This is a genomic window from Citrobacter gillenii, from assembly GCF_013337685.1.
GTDB classification, from domain to species: Bacteria; Pseudomonadota; Gammaproteobacteria; order Enterobacterales; family Enterobacteriaceae; genus Citrobacter; species Citrobacter gillenii.
The window spans coordinates 81,122-101,432 of record NZ_SUQN01000003.1 but is presented as its reverse complement, the minus strand read 5'-3'; the positions used below and the strand labels follow the sequence as shown (position 1 = coordinate 101,432).

Annotated in this window: 13 protein-coding genes; 7 read left to right on the top strand and 6 right to left on the bottom strand. The window is 52.6% G+C overall.

Features of this window, described 5'->3' with window-relative positions; translation table 11 throughout:
• Nucleotides 1-19 precede the first annotated feature (19 nt).
• Nucleotides 20-1,393, bottom strand: coding sequence for an aromatic amino acid transporter AroP (gene aroP, locus FCH32_RS07805; protein WP_115259442.1), 1,374 nt, complete (start codon nucleotides 1,391-1,393; stop codon nucleotides 20-22).
• A 564-nt stretch (nucleotides 1,394-1,957) separates the two neighbouring features.
• Here aroP and pdhR point away from each other — a divergent pair.
• From pdhR to lpdA, 4 genes are all read left to right on the top strand, one after another.
• Nucleotides 1,958-2,722: a pyruvate dehydrogenase complex transcriptional repressor PdhR gene (gene pdhR / locus FCH32_RS07800; RefSeq protein WP_096758283.1), complete on the top strand. Its 765-nt coding sequence runs from the start codon at nucleotides 1,958-1,960 to the stop codon at nucleotides 2,720-2,722.
• A 163-nt stretch (nucleotides 2,723-2,885) separates the two neighbouring features.
• Nucleotides 2,886-5,549, top strand: coding sequence for a pyruvate dehydrogenase (acetyl-transferring), homodimeric type (gene aceE, locus FCH32_RS07795; RefSeq protein ID WP_096758282.1), 2,664 nt, complete (start codon nucleotides 2,886-2,888; stop codon nucleotides 5,547-5,549).
• 14 nt (nucleotides 5,550-5,563) lie between these two features.
• Nucleotides 5,564-7,453: a pyruvate dehydrogenase complex dihydrolipoyllysine-residue acetyltransferase gene (aceF, locus tag FCH32_RS07790; RefSeq protein ID WP_174360718.1), complete on the top strand. Its 1,890-nt coding sequence runs from the start codon at nucleotides 5,564-5,566 to the stop codon at nucleotides 7,451-7,453.
• 175 nt (nucleotides 7,454-7,628) lie between these two features.
• On the top strand, nucleotides 7,629-9,053 hold the full coding sequence (gene lpdA / locus FCH32_RS07785) for a dihydrolipoyl dehydrogenase (protein WP_096758280.1): 1,425 nt from the start codon (nucleotides 7,629-7,631) through the stop codon (nucleotides 9,051-9,053).
• Nucleotides 9,054-9,172: 119 nt separating this feature from the next.
• On the opposite strand, the gene FCH32_RS07780 is transcribed toward lpdA, so the two are convergent.
• Together FCH32_RS07780 and FCH32_RS07775 are read right to left on the bottom strand one after the other, a co-directional pair.
• On the bottom strand, nucleotides 9,173-9,967 hold the full coding sequence (locus FCH32_RS07780; protein ID WP_174360717.1) for a DUF2950 family protein: 795 nt from the start codon (nucleotides 9,965-9,967) through the stop codon (nucleotides 9,173-9,175).
• 10 nt (nucleotides 9,968-9,977) lie between these two features.
• The gene (locus FCH32_RS07775) at nucleotides 9,978-11,582 is read right to left on the bottom strand and encodes a DUF3300 domain-containing protein (RefSeq protein WP_174360716.1); all 1,605 of its coding nucleotides are present in this window, start codon (nucleotides 11,580-11,582) and stop codon (nucleotides 9,978-9,980) included.
• A gap of 433 nt (nucleotides 11,583-12,015) precedes the next feature.
• Here FCH32_RS07775 and acnB point away from each other — a divergent pair, with 433 nt between their 5' ends.
• Complete coding sequence (acnB, locus tag FCH32_RS07770) at nucleotides 12,016-14,613, top strand: bifunctional aconitate hydratase 2/2-methylisocitrate dehydratase (RefSeq protein WP_174360715.1); 2,598 nt, start codon at nucleotides 12,016-12,018, stop codon at nucleotides 14,611-14,613.
• 174 nt (nucleotides 14,614-14,787) lie between these two features.
• The gene (gene yacL, locus FCH32_RS07765) at nucleotides 14,788-15,150 is read left to right on the top strand and encodes a protein YacL (protein ID WP_096758276.1); all 363 of its coding nucleotides are present in this window, start codon (nucleotides 14,788-14,790) and stop codon (nucleotides 15,148-15,150) included.
• A gap of 32 nt (nucleotides 15,151-15,182) precedes the next feature.
• Here yacL and FCH32_RS07760 read toward each other — a convergent pair whose 3' ends face one another.
• Both FCH32_RS07760 and FCH32_RS07755 read right to left on the bottom strand, forming a co-directional pair.
• On the bottom strand, nucleotides 15,183-17,234 hold the full coding sequence (locus tag FCH32_RS07760; protein ID WP_174360714.1) for a glycoside hydrolase family 36 protein: 2,052 nt from the start codon (nucleotides 17,232-17,234) through the stop codon (nucleotides 15,183-15,185).
• A gap of 18 nt (nucleotides 17,235-17,252) precedes the next feature.
• The gene (locus tag FCH32_RS07755; RefSeq protein WP_115259438.1) at nucleotides 17,253-18,656 is read right to left on the bottom strand and encodes a sugar porter family MFS transporter; all 1,404 of its coding nucleotides are present in this window, start codon (nucleotides 18,654-18,656) and stop codon (nucleotides 17,253-17,255) included.
• 233 nt (nucleotides 18,657-18,889) lie between these two features.
• Between FCH32_RS07755 and FCH32_RS07750 the strand changes: the two genes are divergently transcribed.
• Nucleotides 18,890-19,903 (top strand): LacI family DNA-binding transcriptional regulator, encoded by a 1,014-nt coding sequence (locus FCH32_RS07750; protein WP_115259437.1) that lies wholly within the window; start codon nucleotides 18,890-18,892, stop codon nucleotides 19,901-19,903.
• On the opposite strand, the gene FCH32_RS07745 is transcribed toward FCH32_RS07750, so the two are convergent.
• Nucleotides 19,896-20,243 (bottom strand): YacC family pilotin-like protein, encoded by a 348-nt coding sequence (locus FCH32_RS07745; protein ID WP_096758273.1) that lies wholly within the window; start codon nucleotides 20,241-20,243, stop codon nucleotides 19,896-19,898. The two genes, FCH32_RS07750 and FCH32_RS07745, sit on opposite strands and share 8 nt — an antisense overlap.
• Nucleotides 20,244-20,311 lie beyond the last annotated feature (68 nt).

Here is a 20,311-nt window from a genome sequence, read left to right as displayed (position 1 = left end):
TGCAGGCAGGGGGTGAAAATTAATGTGCTTTAACCGCTCTGGCTGTTTTCTGCTTACACAGATAACCGACGCCAAGAATAGCAATCCACACCGGGATCAGGTAAACGGAGATTGCCATGCCCGGCGTCATCAGCATAATCACCAGCACTGCCGCCATGAAAATCAGGCAAACCCAGTTACCCAGCGGATAGAACAGCGCCGGAAAGCGACTGGCGACGCCCTGCTGTTGTTTCGCTTTGCGGAACTTGATGTGTGCAAGGCTGATCATCGCCCAGTTGATCACCAGCGCAGAGACCACCAGTGCCATCAGTAAGCCAAAGGCAGATTCCGGTGCCAGGTAGTTGATCAGGACGCACAGGGCGGTGACCAGCGCGGAGACGAGGATGGTATTCACCGGAACGCCACGTTTATCCACGTTCATCAGCGCTTTTGGCGCGTTGCCCTGTTGAGCCAGACCGAACAGCATACGACTGTTGCAATACACACAGCTGTTATAGACAGACAGGGCGGCGGTCAGCACCACGACGTTCAGTGCGTTAGCCACAAACGTGTCGCCCAGTTCGTGGAAGATAAGGACAAATGGGCTGGTATCTGCCGTTACGCGCGTCCACGGCATCAGGGAGAGCAGGACGGCCAATGAACCTACATAGAAAATCAGGATACGGTAAATAACCTGGTTGGTCGCTTTTGGAATGCTTTGCTCCGGGTTATCCGCTTCAGCCGCAGTGATTCCGACCAGCTCCAGCCCGCCGAAGGAGAACATGATAATGGCCATCATCATCACCAGACCGGTGAAGCCATGTGGCAGGAAGCCACCTTGATCCCACAGGTTGCTGACGCTGGCCTGCGGGCCACCGTTGCCGCTAAATAGCAGCCAGCCACCGAACAGGATCATCGCCACGACCGCAATAACCTTAATAATGGCAAACCAGAACTCCATCTCACCGAATACTTTTACGTTGGTCAGGTTGATAGCGTTGATGGCCACGAAAAAGACGGCGGCAGAGGCCCAGGTAGGGATCTCCGGGTACCAGAACTGGATGTATTTTCCGACGGCAGTCAGCTCAGCCATGGCAACCAGAACGTACAGCACCCAGTAGTTCCAGCCGGAGGAGAATCCAGCGAACCCGCCCCAATACTTATAGGCAAAGTGGCTGAAGGAACCGGCTACCGGCTCTTCAACCACCATTTCACCTAGCTGGCGCATAATTAAAAAGGCGATAAAACCGGCGATAGCGTAACCCAGGATAATCCCTGGCCCTGCAGACTGGATAACGGACGCGCTACCGAGGAATAACCCGGTGCCTATCGCGCCACCCAGCGCGATAAGCTGTATATGGCGGTTTTTAAGACCGCGCTTTAGCTGATCGCCATGCTGTTGACTTTCCATCATGAAACCTCGTGTGTGGTTTTACTCTTCATCTTTCGAGTACTTATATTTTGAACCACGCAGTGACGCGTGTGTAAGTTTGCAATTCCGTTTGTTGTATTAATTTGTTTACGGTGATGCTTAGTAAAATGTTGCCTAAATACTTTTGTCTTGATCAGAATAATGTTATGCGAGCGCGAATGCACCTGCTTTATGAAGGGAGGATGACGAGTTGAATAAAAAGAAACCATTTGTAAGCGCGAGTTTATCTACCACAAAATTTCCATTTTGAATTTTTATTCGTTAATTTTGCTTTTTAAATCGATATTTAAGCAGGTGAATCGGTTCAGATGGGATAATTTTTCGTTTCAATTACGTTAAAACTACCTCGTGGTGGGTAAATTTAACATTTGTGCATAGTTACATGTTTGAAACGTTATTTCTGTAATGTTGTTAAAATATGCCTCCTTTACTGATTTCAATCAAAACCTGTATGGACAGAAGGTGAATACTTTGTTACTTTAGCGTCAAGAACATGAAATTGGTAAGACCAATTAACTCCGGGCAAATGGCTTAAGACAGGAAATCATGGCCTACAGCAAAATCCGCCAACCAAAACTCTCCGATGTGATTGAGCAGCAGCTGGAGTTTTTAATTCTTGAGGGGACACTTCGCCCCGGAGAAAAACTCCCACCGGAACGTGAACTGGCAAAACAGTTCGACGTCTCCCGTCCCTCCTTGCGCGAGGCGATCCAACGTCTCGAAGCGAAGGGTTTGCTGCTTCGTCGTCAGGGCGGTGGCACTTTTGTTCAGAGCAGCCTGTGGCAGAGCTTTAGCGACCCACTGGTAGAGTTGCTCTCCGACCATCCTGAATCCCAGTTTGACCTGCTTGAGACGCGCCATGCGCTGGAAGGTATTGCTGCTTATTACGCCGCACTACGCAGCACGGATGAAGATAAAACGCGTATCCGTGAACTCCACCATGCGATCGAGCTTGCCCAACAGTCCGGCGATCTTGACGGCGAATCTGATGCCGTTCTCCAGTATCAAATTGCTGTCACCGAAGCGGCGCACAATGTGGTACTGCTCCATTTGCTCCGTTGTATGGAGCCGATGCTGGCCCAGAACGTTCGTCAAAACTTTGAATTGCTGTATTCGCGTCGGGATATGCTGCCGTTGGTAAGCAGTCACCGTACGCGTATTTTTGAAGCGATTATCGCCGGGAAGCCGGAAGAGGCGCGCGAAGCGTCCCACCGTCACCTGGCGTTTATCGAAGAAATTCTCCTGGACAGAAGCCGTGAGGAAAGCCGTCGTGAACGCGCCTTACGCCGCCTGGAGCAACGAAAGAATTAGTGATTTTTCTGGCAGCAAGTTAACCAGAAGATGTTGTAAATCAAGCGCCATTTAAAGTGCGCGGCAACTAAACGCAGAACCTGTCTTATTACGCTCTCTGGCGAGAACGTAATGGGACAGGTTCCAGATAACTCAACGTATTAGATAGATAAGGAATACCCCCATGTCAGAACGTTTCCCAAATGACGTGGATCCGATCGAAACTCGCGACTGGCTACAGGCGATCGAATCGGTCATCCGTGAAGAAGGTGTTGAGCGTGCTCAGTATCTGATCGACCAACTGCTTTCAGAAGCCCGCAAAGGCGGCGTGAAAGTAGCGGCAGGTACAGGGGCCAGCAATTATGTAAACACTATTGCCGTTGAAGATGAGCCGGAATACCCGGGCAATCTGGAGCTGGAACGTCGTATTCGTTCTGCTATCCGCTGGAACGCCATCATGACCGTACTGCGTGCGTCTAAAAAGGACCTCGAGCTGGGTGGCCACATGGCATCCTTCCAGTCCTCCGCAACGGTATATGATGTGTGCTTCAACCATTTCTTCCGTGCACGCAACGAGCAGGATGGCGGCGACCTGATTTACTTCCAGGGCCACATCTCTCCGGGCATCTATGCACGTGCATTCCTGGAAGGTCGTCTGACTGAAGAGCAGATGAACAACTTCCGTCAGGAAGTTCATGGCAAAGGCCTGTCTTCCTATCCGCACCCGAAACTGATGCCGGAATTCTGGCAGTTCCCGACCGTATCCATGGGTCTGGGTCCAATCGGTGCTATCTACCAGGCTAAATTCCTGAAGTATCTGGAACACCGTGGCCTGAAAGATACCTCTAAGCAGACCGTTTATGCCTTCCTGGGCGATGGCGAGATGGATGAGCCAGAATCTAAAGGCGCTATCACCATCGCGACCCGTGAAAAACTGGACAACCTGGTCTTTGTTATCAACTGTAACCTGCAGCGTCTTGACGGCCCGGTCACCGGTAACGGCAAGATAGTTAACGAACTGGAAGGCATCTTCGCAGGTGCTGGCTGGAACGTTATCAAAGTCATGTGGGGCGGTCGTTGGGATGAGCTGCTGCGTAAAGACACAAGCGGTAAACTGATCCAGCTGATGAACGAAACCGTTGACGGCGACTACCAGACCTTCAAATCCAAAGACGGCGCGTATGTTCGTGAGCACTTCTTCGGTAAATACCCGGAAACCGCAGCACTGGTTGCTGACTGGACTGACGAGCAGATTTGGGCGCTGAACCGTGGCGGTCACGATCCGAAGAAAGTTTACGCTGCACTGAAAAAAGCGCAGGAAACCAAAGGCAAAGCAACTGTAATCCTCGCCCATACCATCAAAGGTTACGGCATGGGTGACACCGCCGAAGGTAAAAACATCGCTCACCAGGTTAAGAAAATGAACATGGACGGCGTGCGTTACATCCGCGACCGTTTCAACGTTCCAGTTACCGATGAGCAGGTTGAAAACCTGTCTTACATTACCTTCCCGGAAGGTTCTGAAGAGCATACCTATCTGCACGCTCAGCGTCAGAAACTGCACGGCTACCTGCCGGCTCGTCAGCCTAACTTCACTGAGAAGCTGGAGCTGCCGGCGCTGGAAGACTTCGGTGCGCTGCTGGAAGAGCAGAACAAAGAAATCTCCACCACTATCGCTTTCGTTCGTGCCCTGAACGTGATGCTGAAGAACAAGTCGATCAAAGATCGTCTGGTGCCGATCATCGCCGATGAAGCACGTACTTTCGGTATGGAAGGTCTGTTCCGTCAGATTGGTATCTACAGCCCGAACGGCCAGCAGTACACCCCGCAGGACCGTGAGCAGGTTGCTTACTATAAAGAAGACGAAAAAGGTCAGATCCTGCAGGAAGGTATCAACGAACTGGGTGCTGGTGCATCCTGGCTGGCGGCTGCGACCTCTTACAGCACCAACGATCTGCCGATGATCCCGTTCTACATCTACTACTCCATGTTCGGGTTCCAGCGTATCGGTGACCTGTGCTGGCAGGCGGGTGACCAGCAGGCGCGCGGCTTCCTGATCGGCGGGACTTCTGGTCGTACGACGCTGAACGGTGAGGGTCTGCAGCACGAAGATGGTCACAGCCATATTCAGTCTCTGACTATTCCGAACTGTATCTCTTACGATCCGTCTTACGCGTACGAAGTTGCGGTCATCATGCACGATGGTCTGGAGCGTATGTACGGTGAGAAACAAGAGAACGTTTACTACTACATCACCACGCTGAACGAAAACTACCACATGCCGGCAATGCCGGAAGGTGCTGAGGAAGGTATCCGTAAAGGTATCTACAAACTCGAAACCCTCGAAGGTAAGAAAGGTAAAGTTCAGCTGTTGGGCTCTGGTTCTATCCTGCGTCACGTCCGTGAAGCAGCGCAGATCCTGGCGAACGACTACGGCGTAGGTTCTGACGTGTATAGCGTCACGTCCTTCACTGAACTGGCGCGTGATGGCCAGGATTGTGAGCGCTGGAACATGCTGCATCCGCTGGAAACTCCGCGCGTTCCGTACATCGCTCAGGTGATGAACGACGCACCGGCTGTAGCATCTACTGACTATATGAAACTGTTTGCCGAACAGGTTCGTACTTATGTACCGGCTGATGATTATCGCGTACTGGGTACTGACGGCTTCGGTCGCTCTGACAGCCGTGAAAACCTGCGTCACCACTTCGAAGTTGATGCTTCCTATGTGGTTGTAGCGGCACTGGGCGAACTGGCTAAACGTGGCGAAATCGATAAGAAAGTGGTTGCTGACGCTATCACCAAATTCAATATCGATGCAGATAAAGTTAACCCGCGTCTGGCGTAAGAGGTAAAAGAAACATGGCTATCGAAATCAATGTACCGGACATCGGGGCTGATGAAGTTGAAATCACCGAGATCCTGGTCAAAGTAGGCGACAAAGTTGAAGCTGAACAGTCGCTGATCACCGTAGAAGGCGATAAAGCCTCTATGGAAGTTCCGTCCCCTCATGCGGGTATCGTTAAAGAGATCAAAGTCTCTGTTGGCGACAAAACTGAGACCGGCAAACTGATCATGATTTTCGATTCCGCCGACGGTGCAGCAGCTGCTGCACCTGCTCCGGCAGAAGAGAAGCAAGCAGCCGCTCCGGCAGCTGCACCTGCTGCGGCAGCAGCGAAAGACGTACACGTACCGGACATCGGCGGCGACGAAGTTGAAGTCACCGAGATTATGGTCAAAGTCGGCGACACCGTTGCGGCTGAGCAGTCTCTGATCACCGTAGAAGGCGACAAAGCCTCTATGGAAGTCCCGGCACCGTTCGCGGGTACCGTGAAAGAGATCAAAATCAACACCGGCGACAAAGTGTCTACTGGCTCCCTGATTATGGTCTTCGAAGTCGCTGGTAGCGCGCCAGCCGCGGCACCAGCTCAGGCTGCTGCACCGGCAGCCGCAGCGGCTCCGGCAGCGTCTGGCTCTAAAGAAGTTAACGTACCGGACATCGGTGGTGATGAAGTTGAAGTCACTGAAGTGATGGTCAAAGTGGGCGATAAAATTGCCGCTGAGCAGTCACTGATCACCGTTGAAGGTGACAAAGCGTCGATGGAAGTGCCGGCACCGTTCGCGGGTACCGTGAAAGAAATCAAAATCAGCACCGGCGATAAAGTGAAAACCGGTTCTCTGATTATGGTCTTCGAAGTTGAAGGCGCGGCACCGGCTGCTGCCCCTGCGCAAGCGGCTGCTCCGGCTCAGGCCGCAGCACCTGCACCTGCCGCAGCTCCGGCTCAGGCCGCAAAAGCTGAAGGCAAATCTGACTTCGCAGAAAACGACGCTTACGTCCATGCAACGCCGCTGATTCGTCGCCTGGCGCGCGAATTCGGTGTGAATCTGGCGAAAGTGAAAGGGTCTGGCCGTAAAGGTCGTATCCTGCGCGAAGACGTTCAGGCTTACGTGAAAGACGCGGTTAAACGCGCTGAATCTGCACCGGCAGCTGCGGCTGGCGGCGGTATCCCGGGCATGCTGCCTTGGCCGAAAGTGGACTTCAGCAAGTTTGGTGAAATCGAAGAAGTGGAACTGGGTCGCATCCAGAAAATCTCTGGCGCTAACCTGAGCCGTAACTGGGTGATGATCCCGCACGTTACCCACTTCGATAAAACCGATATCACCGATCTGGAAGCGTTCCGTAAACAGCAGAACGCCGAAGCTGAGAAGCGTAAACTGGATGTGAAATTCACCCCAGTAGTCTTCATCATGAAAGCGGTCGCAGCGGCTCTTGAGCAGATGCCACGCTTCAACAGCTCCCTGTCCGAAGATGGGCAGAAGCTGACGCTGAAGAAATACATCAACATCGGTGTTGCGGTCGATACGCCAAATGGTCTGGTTGTTCCGGTCTTTAAAGATGTGAACAAGAAGAGCATTACCGAGCTGTCTCGTGAACTGACGGTGATCTCTAAGAAAGCGCGTGATGGTAAGCTGACGGCTGGCGAAATGCAGGGCGGTTGCTTCACTATCTCCAGCATCGGCGGCCTGGGGACTACCCACTTCGCACCGATTGTGAACGCGCCTGAAGTGGCTATCCTTGGCGTGTCCAAGTCGGCTATTGAACCGGTGTGGAATGGTAAAGAGTTTACTCCGCGTCTGATGATGCCGATTTCTCTCTCCTTTGACCACCGCGTGATTGACGGTGCTGATGGTGCTCGTTTCATTACCATCATCAACAACACGCTGTCTGACATTCGCCGTCTGGTGATGTAAGCGAAAAAGCCGGCCCGACGGCCGGCTTTTTTCTGGTAATCTCATGAAGTCAGTGAGGTTATTGTGCGAAAGACAAATCGGTTGCCGTTTGTTGTTTCAAAATTGTTAACAATTTTGTAAAATACCGGCGGATAGAACGACCCGGTGGACGACGGGTATAAATTAAGAGGTCATGATGAGCACTGAAATCAAAACTCAAGTCGTGGTACTTGGGGCAGGCCCGGCAGGTTACTCTGCTGCCTTCCGTTGCGCAGATTTAGGTCTGGAGACCGTCATCGTAGAACGTTACAGCACCCTTGGTGGTGTTTGTCTGAACGTCGGCTGTATCCCTTCTAAAGCGCTGTTGCACGTAGCAAAAGTTATCGAAGAAGCGAAAGCACTGGCCGATCACGGTATCGTCTTCGGTGAGCCGAAAACCGATATCGACAAGATTCGTACCTGGAAAGAAAAAGTTATCACTCAACTGACCGGCGGTCTGGCTGGTATGGCTAAAGGCCGTAAAGTGAAAGTGGTAAACGGTCTGGGTAAATTTACTGGGGCTAACACCCTGGAAGTTGAAGGCGAAAACGGTAAAACCGTGATCAACTTCGACAACGCTATCATCGCGGCGGGTTCCCGTCCGATTGAACTGCCATTTATTCCGCACGAAGACCCGCGTGTGTGGGACTCCACCGACGCACTGGAACTGAAAACCGTACCAAAACGCCTGCTGGTTATGGGTGGCGGTATCATCGGTCTGGAAATGGGGACCGTTTACCATGCGCTGGGTTCAGAGATTGACGTGGTTGAAATGTTCGACCAGGTTATCCCTGCTGCCGATAAAGACGTGGTAAAAGTCTTCACCAAACGTATCAGCAAGAAATTCAACCTGATGCTGGAAACCAAAGTGACTGCCGTTGAAGCGAAAGAAGACGGTATTTACGTTTCCATGGAAGGCAAAAAAGCACCTGCTGAAGCACAGCGTTACGATGCCGTACTGGTTGCTATTGGTCGTGTACCGAACGGTAAAAACCTCGATGCAGGCAAAGCGGGCGTTGAAGTTGATGACCGTGGCTTTATCCGCGTGGACAAACAGCTGCGTACCAACGTACCGCACATCTTTGCTATCGGCGATATCGTCGGTCAGCCGATGCTGGCGCACAAAGGTGTTCATGAAGGCCACGTTGCCGCTGAAGTTATCGCTGGTAAGAAACACTACTTCGATCCGAAAGTGATTCCGTCCATTGCCTACACTGAACCAGAAGTTGCCTGGGTCGGTCTGACCGAGAAAGAAGCGAAAGAAAAAGGCATCAGCTACGAAACCGCCACCTTCCCGTGGGCTGCTTCTGGCCGTGCTATCGCTTCTGACTGTGCAGACGGTATGACTAAACTGATTTTCGACAAAGAATCTCACCGTGTTATCGGTGGTGCGATTGTCGGTACCAACGGCGGCGAGCTGCTGGGCGAAATCGGTCTGGCGATCGAAATGGGTTGTGATGCGGAAGACATCGCGCTGACCATCCACGCACACCCGACTCTGCACGAGTCCGTGGGCCTGGCGGCAGAAATCTTTGAAGGTAGCATTACCGACCTGCCGAACCCGAAAGCGAAGAAGAAGTAATCTTCTGACTTTGTAAGAAACGCCTCTTCGGAGGCGTTTTTTTTGCCTGTAACGAGCTGTAATTTCAGATAACCTGCCGGGTAGCACTCGCGCTGACCCGGCCTACGGTTTACTCGGTTTTACTGCGTGACGGGTTGCCAGCTTTTATCCGGGGCGTAGGTGGTCAACGCCTGCGCTTTTTCTTGTGATGCTTCACCAAGATCTGCCTGGTAGACGGTGTCATCGCCGTTAATCATAAAGCTCATCACGCCCGTATGACCGTAGCTGACGGGCCAGGCCACCATCGCAAAGCCGCTGGTTTTGTCGGGAAGGATGCGGAAACGATAACCGTGATAACCCGTGCCAGGCTCTTGCGGGCTGAAGGCCGGTCCCAGAGGGCTTGGCGCTTCGCCTGGTGCAACGGGCCAGTACAGGCCATCCTTTTTCCCTTCCGTGCTGACAACCTTCTGCGCATACTTCTGGTTCATCGCAAAATAGGTCTGCTGAGCATCCACATAGGCGTGTAATGCCTCGATGGCGGCGAGTTCGTTGCGGCCAATTTCGCGAGTCTGGATCTCTTCGGCGGCCTGCTGCATATCAAATTGCCAGCCGGATGTGGTTTTGATCGCCGGGATTGGCAACTGCCAGCCGCTGTCCCCGACAACAAGGTGCGCGGTATTGCCCTCGACGACGGTATTATGATGGACCTTCCAGTCACGCAAGAAGCGATCAACGGCATCAGGATCGACACCTTCTGGCGGCAGAAAATCGCGCCAGTCTTCTCCAAGCAGGTTGTTCATCGCACTTTCATTTTGTTCACCTATCGCGCTGGCCAGTGCGTCGGTTGCCTGGTCTGGTGTACTGAAAGATTGCTGTGCCATCGCGGTGGCCGAAACCATGAACAACACCATTCCACTGAGTAATTTCATTTTCATGTCGGTTCCCTTAACGATGACGGAGTTCACGGTGTTCAGCGCGCCCGCCGGATGCCTGGCGCGATGGTTGGTTGCGGGATATTTCCCTGCTCTGAGCGCCTCGCTGCTGCTGTGCTTGCCAGCTGCCTGAGCGACTATCGTTACCGCTCAGCGCATTGGCGCGCGGCTGACTGGTGCGCTGTTGAGTATTTCGCTGTTGCACGTTGCGTTGCTGTGCAGGTTGCGAAACCCGTTTCTCCTGTCTCTGCGCGGTCGTCTGGCGAGTCTCTCGTTGTTGCGTGCTTGTCCGCTTCGCGGTTTGTGGTTTTGTGTCATAGCCACGGTAGTTGTTGCGCTGAGAAATCTGCTTCAACTGTTGATTTGATGCCTGGCGCTGAGCATCTTTCGTTCCCGGACGCGCGGTCTGAGAAAGCGTTTTACCCGTCGATTTCTCCATCTGACTCATGGCTGCCTGACGCTGGCTATCGCGGTTGACCGCTCTTTGCGGGTTTTGCTGGGTCGCACTGAGCCCGGTTGCCGTGTTTGTGGCGTGGAAGCGGTTATTGAGCTGGTTATTTGCATAGGGCACACCCTCACGATAGGCCGGGTTATGCTGCCAGGTACGGTTGGCGTCAGTCAGCCGTTGACCACTGATTTTATTGAAGTTATCAACGTTGATATTGATGTTGTTATCGCCGTTGCGGTTATAACCGCCATGATTATCCCAGTCATCATTATTATGGTGGTGGTCCCAGTCGTCGTCGTCATCCCAGTCGATGTTGCTGAAGATGGCATAGGTTGTCGCTACCCCCAGACTGAAGCCTAAACCGTTAACGAAGCTGCTGCCAAATTGCTCACCGGGCGATGGCGGCAGATAGGTGGGAGGATAGGCGGTATTTGGCCAGGTGCCGTACACCGTATTCGGGTTATAGGTCGGAACGTAAACCACCTGTGGATCGGCAGATTCAATTTTAATAACCGTTGGAGCCGGTGGGGCCGTCGATTGAACTGTTACACCTTCTTGAGTTTGGGTACGAGGTGGGGGCACATTTTTCACACTAGTTGTGACCGTCTGCTGTGGTGTGGATTGTAATGCCCCGGTTTGCTGCGCCAGTGCGCGCAGGCGTTGAACCGAATCCATCACGTCCTGTGGTTGCGCGAGGAAAGCATCCCCCAGGCTTTGTACCCACGGAGGATTTTCACCTAACAGTGACATCAACTGAGGAAACGCGACCAGTGATTTTACGCTAGGGTCCCAGGGCTGCCCGGCAACGGCCTGAATAGCGGCGTCACCCTGCATTTTAGGATTGTCTTTAGACCACTGCGCGGCCTGGATAACGTTGGCCGGATAGGTCGCCGCCATCAAAATTTGCGACAGCAATGCATCCGGGTACAGCGCGACTGGCGCAACCCACTGATCGATTTGTGCGGCAGTGTATGTTGGTGCGACAGCAGGCGCGGATTGCACGGCAGGTGCAGCTACGGGCGCTGGAGCAGGTGCTGAAGGTTGTTGTGCGACAGGGGCCGGTGCAACGGGTTCCGTTGTGCGGCTTTTGACGAACATCACGCCAGAGGCGGCAAACAGCCCGGCACTGCACAGAAGGACGAGCAGATGTGGCTTAAAGGGCAACTTCATAAAATGACTCCAACGAGACAAGCGCTGTGCCGTAAGGCGTTTCTGTTGCCGCGAGTATTATTCACCCGTGTTTTACAGTTTTGACTTTTATTGGGTAACCGCCCGGTATGTCCGGAAAAAGAGTGTGAACATTTATTACACAATTATATCTGATGCCTGAAAACGCGTTGAAATATTCTGATGCGGCCGTTTTAAATCAATCGCTTTAAGAGAGTGGGAGGGGACACAAATTTGCCTCGCCTCCTTGCTATACCATTCTTAACGATTCAGCCAATTTTTTATGTTGCTTTTTTGTAAACGGATTAACACTTAGTGAAAATCCTGTTATTGTGCCTTATGCGGTACCGGGCATTTACCCTACAAACTGCTGTCTCACAGGAGCGTGAAGAGAATCGCCTACCGCATATGACAATGAGAGCGAGGAGATACCGTCGTGCTAGAAGAATACCGTAAGCACGTAGCTGAGCGTGCCGCCTTAGGGATTGTGCCAAAACCGTTAGACGCAACCCAAATGGCCGCACTTGTCGAGCTGCTGAAGACCCCGCCTGTGGGCGAAGAAGAATTCCTGTTAGACCTGTTGAACAACCGCGTTCCTCCTGGCGTAGATGAAGCCGCTTATGTTAAAGCGGGTTTTCTTGCTGCCGTCGCGAAAGGCGACACTATGTCCCCGCTGGTGACACCAGAGAAAGCCATTGAACTGCTGGGCACCATGCAAGGCGGATACAACATTCATCCGCTGATTGACGCGCTGGACGATGCGAAACTGGCGCCGATTGCCGCTAAAGCACTGTCCCATACGCTGCTGATGTTCGATAACTTCTATGACGTAGAAGAAAAAGCCAAAGCGGGCAACGCCTACGCGAAGCAGGTAATGCAGTCCTGGGCCGATGCCGAATGGTTCCTGAACCGTCCAGCACTCGCTGAGAAAATGACCGTTACCGTGTTCAAAGTGACCGGCGAAACCAATACCGACGACCTGTCTCCGGCTCCGGATGCATGGTCGCGTCCGGATATCCCGCTGCACGCGCTGGCGATGTTGAAAAACGCCCGCGAAGGCATTGAGCCGGATCAACCGGGTGCCGTTGGTCCGATCAAACAGATTGAAGAACTGCAGAAGAAAGGCTACCCACTGGCCTACGTTGGCGACGTTGTCGGCACCGGTTCTTCACGTAAATCTGCGACCAACTCCGTACTGTGGTTCATGGGCGATGACATCCCGAACGTGCCGAACAAGCGCGGCGGTGGTCTGTGCCTCGGTGGTAAAATTGCGCCAATCTTCTTCAACACCATGGAAGATGCAGGCGCGCTGCCGATTGAAGTGGACGTAAACAACCTGAACATGGGCGACGTGATTGACGTTTACCCACTCAAAGGTGAAGTGCGTAACCATGAAACCAATGAACTGCTGGCGACCTTTGAGCTGAAAACCGATGTGCTGATTGACGAGGTACGCGCCGGTGGCCGTATTCCGCTGATCATCGGTCGCGGCCTGACCACCAAAGCGCGTGAAGCGCTGGGTCTGCCGCACAGCGACGTATTCCGTCAGGCGAAAGACGTGGCGGAAAGCAACCGCGGCTACTCGCTGGCACAGAAAATGGTCGGGCGTGCCTGCGGTGTTACCGGTATTCGTCCGGGTGCTTACTGCGAACCGAAAATGACCTCTGTAGGTTCTCAGGACACCACCGGTCCAATGACCCGTGATGAACTGAAAGACCTGGCGTGCCTGGGCTTCTCCGCAGACCTGGTGATGCAGTCGTTCTGTCATACCGCCGCCTATCCGAAGCCGGTTGACGTGACCACGCACCACACGCTGCCTGACTTCATCATGAACCGTGGCGGCGTCTCGCTGCGTCCGGGCGATGGTGTTATTCACTCGTGGCTGAACCGCATGCTGCTGCCGGATACCGTCGGTACCGGTGGTGACTCGCATACCCGTTTCCCGATCGGTATTTCCTTCCCGGCGGGTTCTGGTCTGGTAGCGTTTGCCGCTGCAACTGGCGTGATGCCACTGGATATGCCGGAGTCAGTGCTGGTGCGCTTCAAAGGCAAAATGCAGCCGGGTATCACCCTGCGCGATCTGGTCCACGCGATCCCGCTGTACGCGATCAAGCAGGGCCTGCTGACCGTTGAGAAGAAAGGTAAGAAAAACATCTTCTCCGGCCGCATCCTGGAAATCGAAGGCCTGCCGGATCTGAAAGTCGAGCAGGCATTTGAACTGACCGATGCGTCCGCTGAGCGTTCTGCTGCTGGCTGTACCATTAAGCTGAACAAAGAGCCGATCGTTGAGTACCTGACATCTAACATCGTCCTGCTGAAGTGGATGATCGCCGAAGGTTACGGTGACCGCCGTACGCTGGAACGTCGTATCCAGGGCATGGAAAAATGGCTGGCGGATCCACAGCTGCTGGAAGCCGACGCTGACGCAGACTATGCGGCAGTGATCGACATCGATCTGGCGGATATCAAAGAGCCAATCCTGTGTGCGCCGAACGATCCTGACGACGCGCGTCTGCTGTCTGACGTGCAGGGTGAGAAGATCGACGAAGTGTTCATCGGTTCCTGCATGACCAACATTGGTCACTTCCGTGCCGCAGGTAAGCTGCTGGATGCGCATAAAGGCCAGCTGCCGACCCGTCTGTGGGTGGCACCGCCAACCCGTATGGATGCCGCACAGCTGACCGAAGAGGGCTATTACAGCGTCTTTGGTAAGAGCGGGGCGCGTATTGAGATCCCGGGCTGTTCACTGTGCATGGGTAACCAGGCGCGTGTGGCCGACGGTGCGACCGTGGTGTCAACGTCAACGCGTAACTTCCCGAACCGTTTAGGTACCGGCGCGAACGTTTATCTGGCTTCTGCGGAACTGGCGGCCGTGGCGGCGCTGATTGGTAAGCTGCCAACGGCGGAAGAGTATCAGACCTATGTTGCCCAGGTGGATAAAACCGCCGTGGATACCTACCGTTATCTGAACTTTGACCAGCTCTCTCAGTACACCGAGAAAGCGGACAGCGTGATTTTCCAGACGGCGGTATAATTCGCTAGCGGATTTTGCACAAAAACGCATCAATGCCCGGAGAGGTCAGCTTCTTCGGGCATTTTTATTTCTATTCCTTATACCCGTTACGCTTTTTTTCTGCCGCGCTGCTGCGATAATTACAGCAAGGTGCAGTGCGGTATTGGCGCACTGCCGGGAGCAGAGGAACACATTATGGATTACGAATTTCTGCGCGATATTACCGGAGTGGTAAAAGTGCGAATGTCCATGGGCCACGAAGTGGTAGGGCACTGGTTTAATGAAGAAGTGAAAGAGAACCTGGCCTTACTGGATGAAGTGGAACAGGCAGCGCGTGCGGTAAAAGGCAGTGAGCGTTCCTGGCAGCGGGCAGGGCATGAGTACACGCTCTGGCTGGATGGCGAAGAAGTCATGGTGCGTGCCAATCAACTGGAGTTTACGGGCGACGAAATGGAAGAAGGGATGAACTACTACGACGAAGAGAGTTTGTCTCTGTGCGGCGTCGAAGATTTCCTGCAGGTGGTGGCGGCATACCGCGAGTTTGTTCAGCAGAAATAATGACTGCCTCCCTGTCGGGAGGCGGTTTTCATTTAGTGGGCAAAAGTGAGATGAAACAATCTGGCGGTCAGTTTCTCCGGTAGTGAAATCATTAATTCATGTTTGTTGATCGTTGGCTGACAGAGCACTTTGGCGAAGTGCGGGTAAACGCAACTTGCCTGCGTGACGCCACCGAGTGGTAGCGTGATTGAACTCTGCTCACTTTCCATACGCCAGACCGCCAGCCAGGCTTCATTTTCGTTACGCAGACCAAATGCCAGCCACGGTGACGCGAAAGAGGGAATGCCAAGAGGCCAGAACGGCTCGAGGTGAGGGATCTGCTGGCGAAACGATTTATACAGTGCGATCCCTTCCTGAACCAGTTCGAAACGCTCTTCGCTCAGTTCCGCCAGATGCCCGCTTTGATGAACCCGCAGCAGCAGGCTATTCACCATGTTCATCACCACTTCTTCACGGTCGCCTTCACGTAAGGGATAAGACCAAATGGCGGCCTGTTCAGGCGTTACCGCCGAGGCCGCAGCGGCGGCAATCGAGGCCATTAAGCGATAGTCGGTCTGATCGGTAACGGATTGAATGCTGTGCTGCTGCAAAAGCGCATAGTCCATGCGCAAGCCGCCACTGCCGCAGTTTTCAATCACCAGTTGCGGGTAGCGAGCCATGATGTTTTTCAGCCAGCTAAGATAAGCCCTATTGTGCTGTAGCAATCCGTCGCCGGGGCTGTCGGCTGCGTACTCTGTCCCGATACCCGCATTAATGTTGTAATCCATTTTGATATAGCTGATGCCATATTCCTCGACCAGACGGGAAATAACCCGATCGGCATGCTCCAGCACTAAAGGATGGCGAAAATCCAGCTGATAGCGCTGATGGTCAATAACCCGTTTGCCGTGGCGCAGGAAAAAACACGCATCAGGTAAGGATTGCGCCAGCGGGCAGGCAATCCCCATCACTTCCAGTTCCAGCCACAACCCCGATTTCATGCCTTTGGCGGTAATATAATCGAGCGGTTCACGGATCCCTCCGGGAAAGCGTGTTGGTGCGGGAAGCCATTCGCCGACCCCGTCCCACCATTCACCATCAGAGTACCAGCCGCAGTCGATACAAAAGTACTCACATCCCGCATTTGCGGCGGCGTCAATGAGTGGCAGCAGCTTCGCGGTGGTTGGATCGCCGGAAAGACAGTTCATATAGTCATTGAATATCACCGGGAGCCACTGGTTATCCGCCGACGGGCGTAGTATTTTTCGTCGATAACGGGTAATTTCCCGTAGCGCTTCTTGCAACCCTCCCTGAACCAGCGCAACGGCGACCGGTACGGAAGTAAAGGTTTCTCCCGGAGCGAGATTTTTCCACCAATGACTTTCATTCTCGGTGGGGCCGCTGACTTGCAAATAGAGATGGTCGCGGAAATCGCCAATTTCCCACTGCCATGAGCCGCTGTGTTCAATCTGCCATAGTAGCGTGGTGCCAGCTGCGGTATCCTCAAAAGCGGCGCAGGGCAAATAGCCAATGCTGGACCAGGTTCCGGTACTCTCAACCGAGAGACGATCGAGTGAAAAATGGTTCACTTTATCCAGTCCGAGGTCCGGCAGTGAGCGACTCTTCCACTGTGCCTCGCCGTACCAGTTATTATGCGGCAAGTGCAGAAGTGCTGTTTTTTCCCATTGCTGGCTATTGATGGCAAACAGCGTTAAGGAGCTGACATATTCCAGTCCGAGGTGCTCAGGGGAATCATTGCGTACCTCGCACCAGACTCGCACCGTACGCGTGTCGCGAAAATGCTGAAGGTGCCAGCTTACGGCTATCGCATCACCGTTAAGGCTGATTTCAAGCTTCTTTCCCCGCTCATTTTCGCTAAAACAATGGGACTGGTAGCGTAACGATGAACCCGGCTCGCTGCCGGTATGTTTGCGGGCATGGTGATCGTTTTGGTTGTAGCCGCTGGCATGTACCTGTACCAGCGGAAACTCCCCGTGCACCGCGCAATCTCTGGTTGTTGAAAACCGGCTAATATAAATTTGCTGTTTTTCATTAAGCGAAAAAGAAATATACAAATTATCTTCAGTAAATTCTATAAAACTCATGTCCGATACTCCATTTTATCATCGGCCAATGTTGCGTAATTTTTTTCCTGCCATTAGATTCTGTTCAATTTTTTCTAGTGAAATGTTTTTTGTTTCAGGAACAAAGAAATAAATAATGATAATGGCAGTAAGGTTTAATAAGGCATATAGATAGAACGTGTGGGCGCTACCTAATGTATTGAGTAGCGACAGGAAGGTTGCACTGACAATCATCCCGGCGATATGGCAGGTAAATGTGGAACAGGTAATGCCAAATTCACGCCCTTTTAATGGCTGAATTTCGGAGCATAATAACCAGATTAGCGGGCCTGCTGACATAGAAAAACCGACGATAAACAGTAGCAGCATCGCCACGGTGACGCCTTTCTCCATCACCGATAACGCATCACCACCCAGTAGTGAGCCTACCACGCTCATCGCAATGCCCATGGTGATAAAACCAACATACAGCATAGGCTTACGTCCCCAACGGTCGACAAAACCGACGGCGATAAAGGTCGCCACCGTCATCACCAGGCCAACGATTACCGTTCCCCACATTTGGTCTGCTGTAGAACTAAAGCCAATTTCGTGGAAGATACGCGGCGCGTAGTACATCATCACATTGACGCCGGAGAACTGTTGCATGACTTGCAGGACGATCCCTAATCCGACACTACGGCGAAAGTGTTTATTTTCTTTAAATAAATGCCAGCCGTGTTGTTTAACTTTAAGCTGTTCTTTAATTTCCTGCAGCTCGCTTTCAACCTCTTCGCGGCTGTTGCGCAGGCGCAGCAATACGGCTCTGGCATCCTCTTCTCTGCCATGCATCATCAGCCAGCGTGGGCTACGAGGCAGGAACAAAGCGCCAAACAGGAAAACCAGTGATGGGATAGCCACAACCAGCAGCATTCCACGCCAGTTGCCGCTGTAGCTGAAGGCGGTATTGGTCAGAAAGACGATTAAAATTCCGAGAGCAATCATTAACTGATAAGCGGAAATCATCGCACCGCGGATATTTTTTGGCGTGATTTCAGAAAGATAAAGCGGCGTTGCGTAAGAGGCGACGCCGAGGCCAACACCGAGAATTAAGCGACCGGCGATCAACATATCCGCGCTGACGGCACAGGTACAGATAATGGCACCGATACAGAATGAGCCAGCGGCAATGAGCAGGGCATATTTACGCCCTAATCGATACGCCAGAAAGCCGCTGCACAGGGTTGCAGCTGCGGCACCGACCATCATTGAGCTGACGATCCATTCTTGTTGGTTATCAAGTAGATGATATTCTTTGGCGATAAGCGGGAGTGCGCCGGAGATGACGCCAATATCCAGGCCGAATAACAAACCGGCGAGAGCCGCTAACAGACAAATCCAAATCACCTGTGGCCGTGTTTTATTGACGGATGCCGCAACAGGAAGCGGGCTATCTAATTGCATAGGGATTACCTTTGTTAGTTTTGTTTGTAGGTGTCTTAAAAAAATACTTAATCGATTTCGTATTATTTTATGCTAGATCTGAAAAATAACGATAGCAATGGCTTTTCCTACGTAATTGTGATCTCTTCAACATAATCATGTTGTGTTAAAATGATTTTTTATTGTCATCGGGAAATTAATGGTTTAGATTGCAGAAATATCCTTGTCTGAAGCAATTTAGTCCATGCGGAAAAATGAATATTAAAGAACTTGCTGAGTTTCTGAATCTTTCTACGGCGACGGTCTCGAAGGCGTTGAATAACAAAAGCGATATCAGTAACCATACGCGGAAAAAAGTGCTGGAGGCGGCGGAAAAACTGGGCTATCGGCCGAATGCTTCCGCCCGGCATCTGCGCAGCGGTAAGGTGGGGGCCGTGGCGCTGCTGCTGCCTGCCGCAGACGGCGGCAACGTTCATACCGCATCATTTTTTATGCGTATTGCCAGAGGGCTACAGTCCAGCTTGAAAGCCAGCGGTATCGATCCTGTCATCCACATCACCACAGATCGGCAGGGGGAGCAGCAACTGTTGCAAAAAATCATTGAGCAAAACCGTGCGGATGCGGTCATCCTGACGGATACGCGTATTGATGATGAGCGGATTTTATTGCTGAACGATCGACGGTTTCCTTTCGTCACGATGGGACAAAGTCGGGTGCTGAAAGGGCATTTTAACTGGGTCGATTTCCACCATGAAGAGATGGGGCGGCAGTGCGTGCGTTTTGCGCTGCGTCAGGGGGCAAAGCGTATTGCTGTTGCGACGCTAGGTGCTGACAGCATGCATGGGCTGCAGTTTCTTGACGGCTGTCTGGAGGAAATGCGTGAAAGTGGACAAACGCCGAACGACGGGCTGATTTTCTTTGGTGCCGTTGCTGAGTCATCTGGTGAGGAGGCCATGCAGAAGTTTATGCAGCAAAATGCAAAGCCTGACTTTATTATTTTTATTAACGACTTTCTGCTGATGGGCGCCTGCCATTATCTGGCTGGATTGCCTGATTGCGGTCTGGATGAAAAGTCGATGCTGTGCGCCACGGCGAGCAGCGACTTTTCGTCACGGGTGATGTCGTCCGCCTGCCTGTTTACCGTCGATCACGAAGAGGTCGGGCGACAGTTGGGCGAAGCGGTACTACGGGTGACACAGGGGGATAACGCGGTGAAGTCGGTTTTGCTGACGCTGCCGGTCAACGCCATCCGGCATCACATTATTTAACGTAGGCCAACAGGCTCAGGGAGTCACGCGCCAGCGCTTTGCACTTTTTGGCAACCGGGATCCCGATACCGCTTAAATCGCGATAGCTGTCTTCACCGAGTGATTTCATGTCGAAGGTGTCGTAATTACTGAGGTCCCACTGGTTCTGCTGGGCAAAAAAGACCAGTGCGCGACGGATCTGCCCATTGGGCAAATTCTGGTATCCACAGTCATTTTTCAGAAAGACAAACACTGCCGTTAAATCGGCCATATCTTCGGCTTCGGACTCGCTGAGCGCGTAGCTGTTTGCGCATACGGCCATCAGGCTGCCGAACAAAATTGTTCTGAAAAACGTCTTCATTGCTTCTACCACTGCATCACGGAATTTAAACGTTAGCACACTGCGAGCGAAGCGACGACCTTTATTAT

Coding starts and splice junctions, on each gene's coding strand:
- FCH32_RS07760 (WP_174360714.1), bottom strand. CDS start 17,234: ATGAGTTTTATAGAATTTACTGAAGATAATTTGTATATTTCTTTTTCG.
- yacL (WP_096758276.1), top strand. CDS start 14,788: ATGGATTACGAATTTCTGCGCGATATTACCGGAGTGGTAAAAGTGCGA.
- pdhR (WP_096758283.1), top strand. CDS start 1,958: ATGGCCTACAGCAAAATCCGCCAACCAAAACTCTCCGATGTGATTGAG.
- FCH32_RS07745 (WP_096758273.1), bottom strand. CDS start 20,243: ATGAAGACGTTTTTCAGAACAATTTTGTTCGGCAGCCTGATGGCCGTA.
- FCH32_RS07750 (WP_115259437.1), top strand. CDS start 18,890: ATGAATATTAAAGAACTTGCTGAGTTTCTGAATCTTTCTACGGCGACG.
- FCH32_RS07755 (WP_115259438.1), bottom strand. CDS start 18,656: ATGCAATTAGATAGCCCGCTTCCTGTTGCGGCATCCGTCAATAAAACA.
- FCH32_RS07775 (WP_174360716.1), bottom strand. CDS start 11,582: ATGAAGTTGCCCTTTAAGCCACATCTGCTCGTCCTTCTGTGCAGTGCC.
- aroP (WP_115259442.1), bottom strand. CDS start 1,393: ATGATGGAAAGTCAACAGCATGGCGATCAGCTAAAGCGCGGTCTTAAA.
- FCH32_RS07780 (WP_174360717.1), bottom strand. CDS start 9,967: ATGAAAATGAAATTACTCAGTGGAATGGTGTTGTTCATGGTTTCGGCC.
- aceE (WP_096758282.1), top strand. CDS start 2,886: ATGTCAGAACGTTTCCCAAATGACGTGGATCCGATCGAAACTCGCGAC.
- aceF (WP_174360718.1), top strand. CDS start 5,564: ATGGCTATCGAAATCAATGTACCGGACATCGGGGCTGATGAAGTTGAA.
- lpdA (WP_096758280.1), top strand. CDS start 7,629: ATGAGCACTGAAATCAAAACTCAAGTCGTGGTACTTGGGGCAGGCCCG.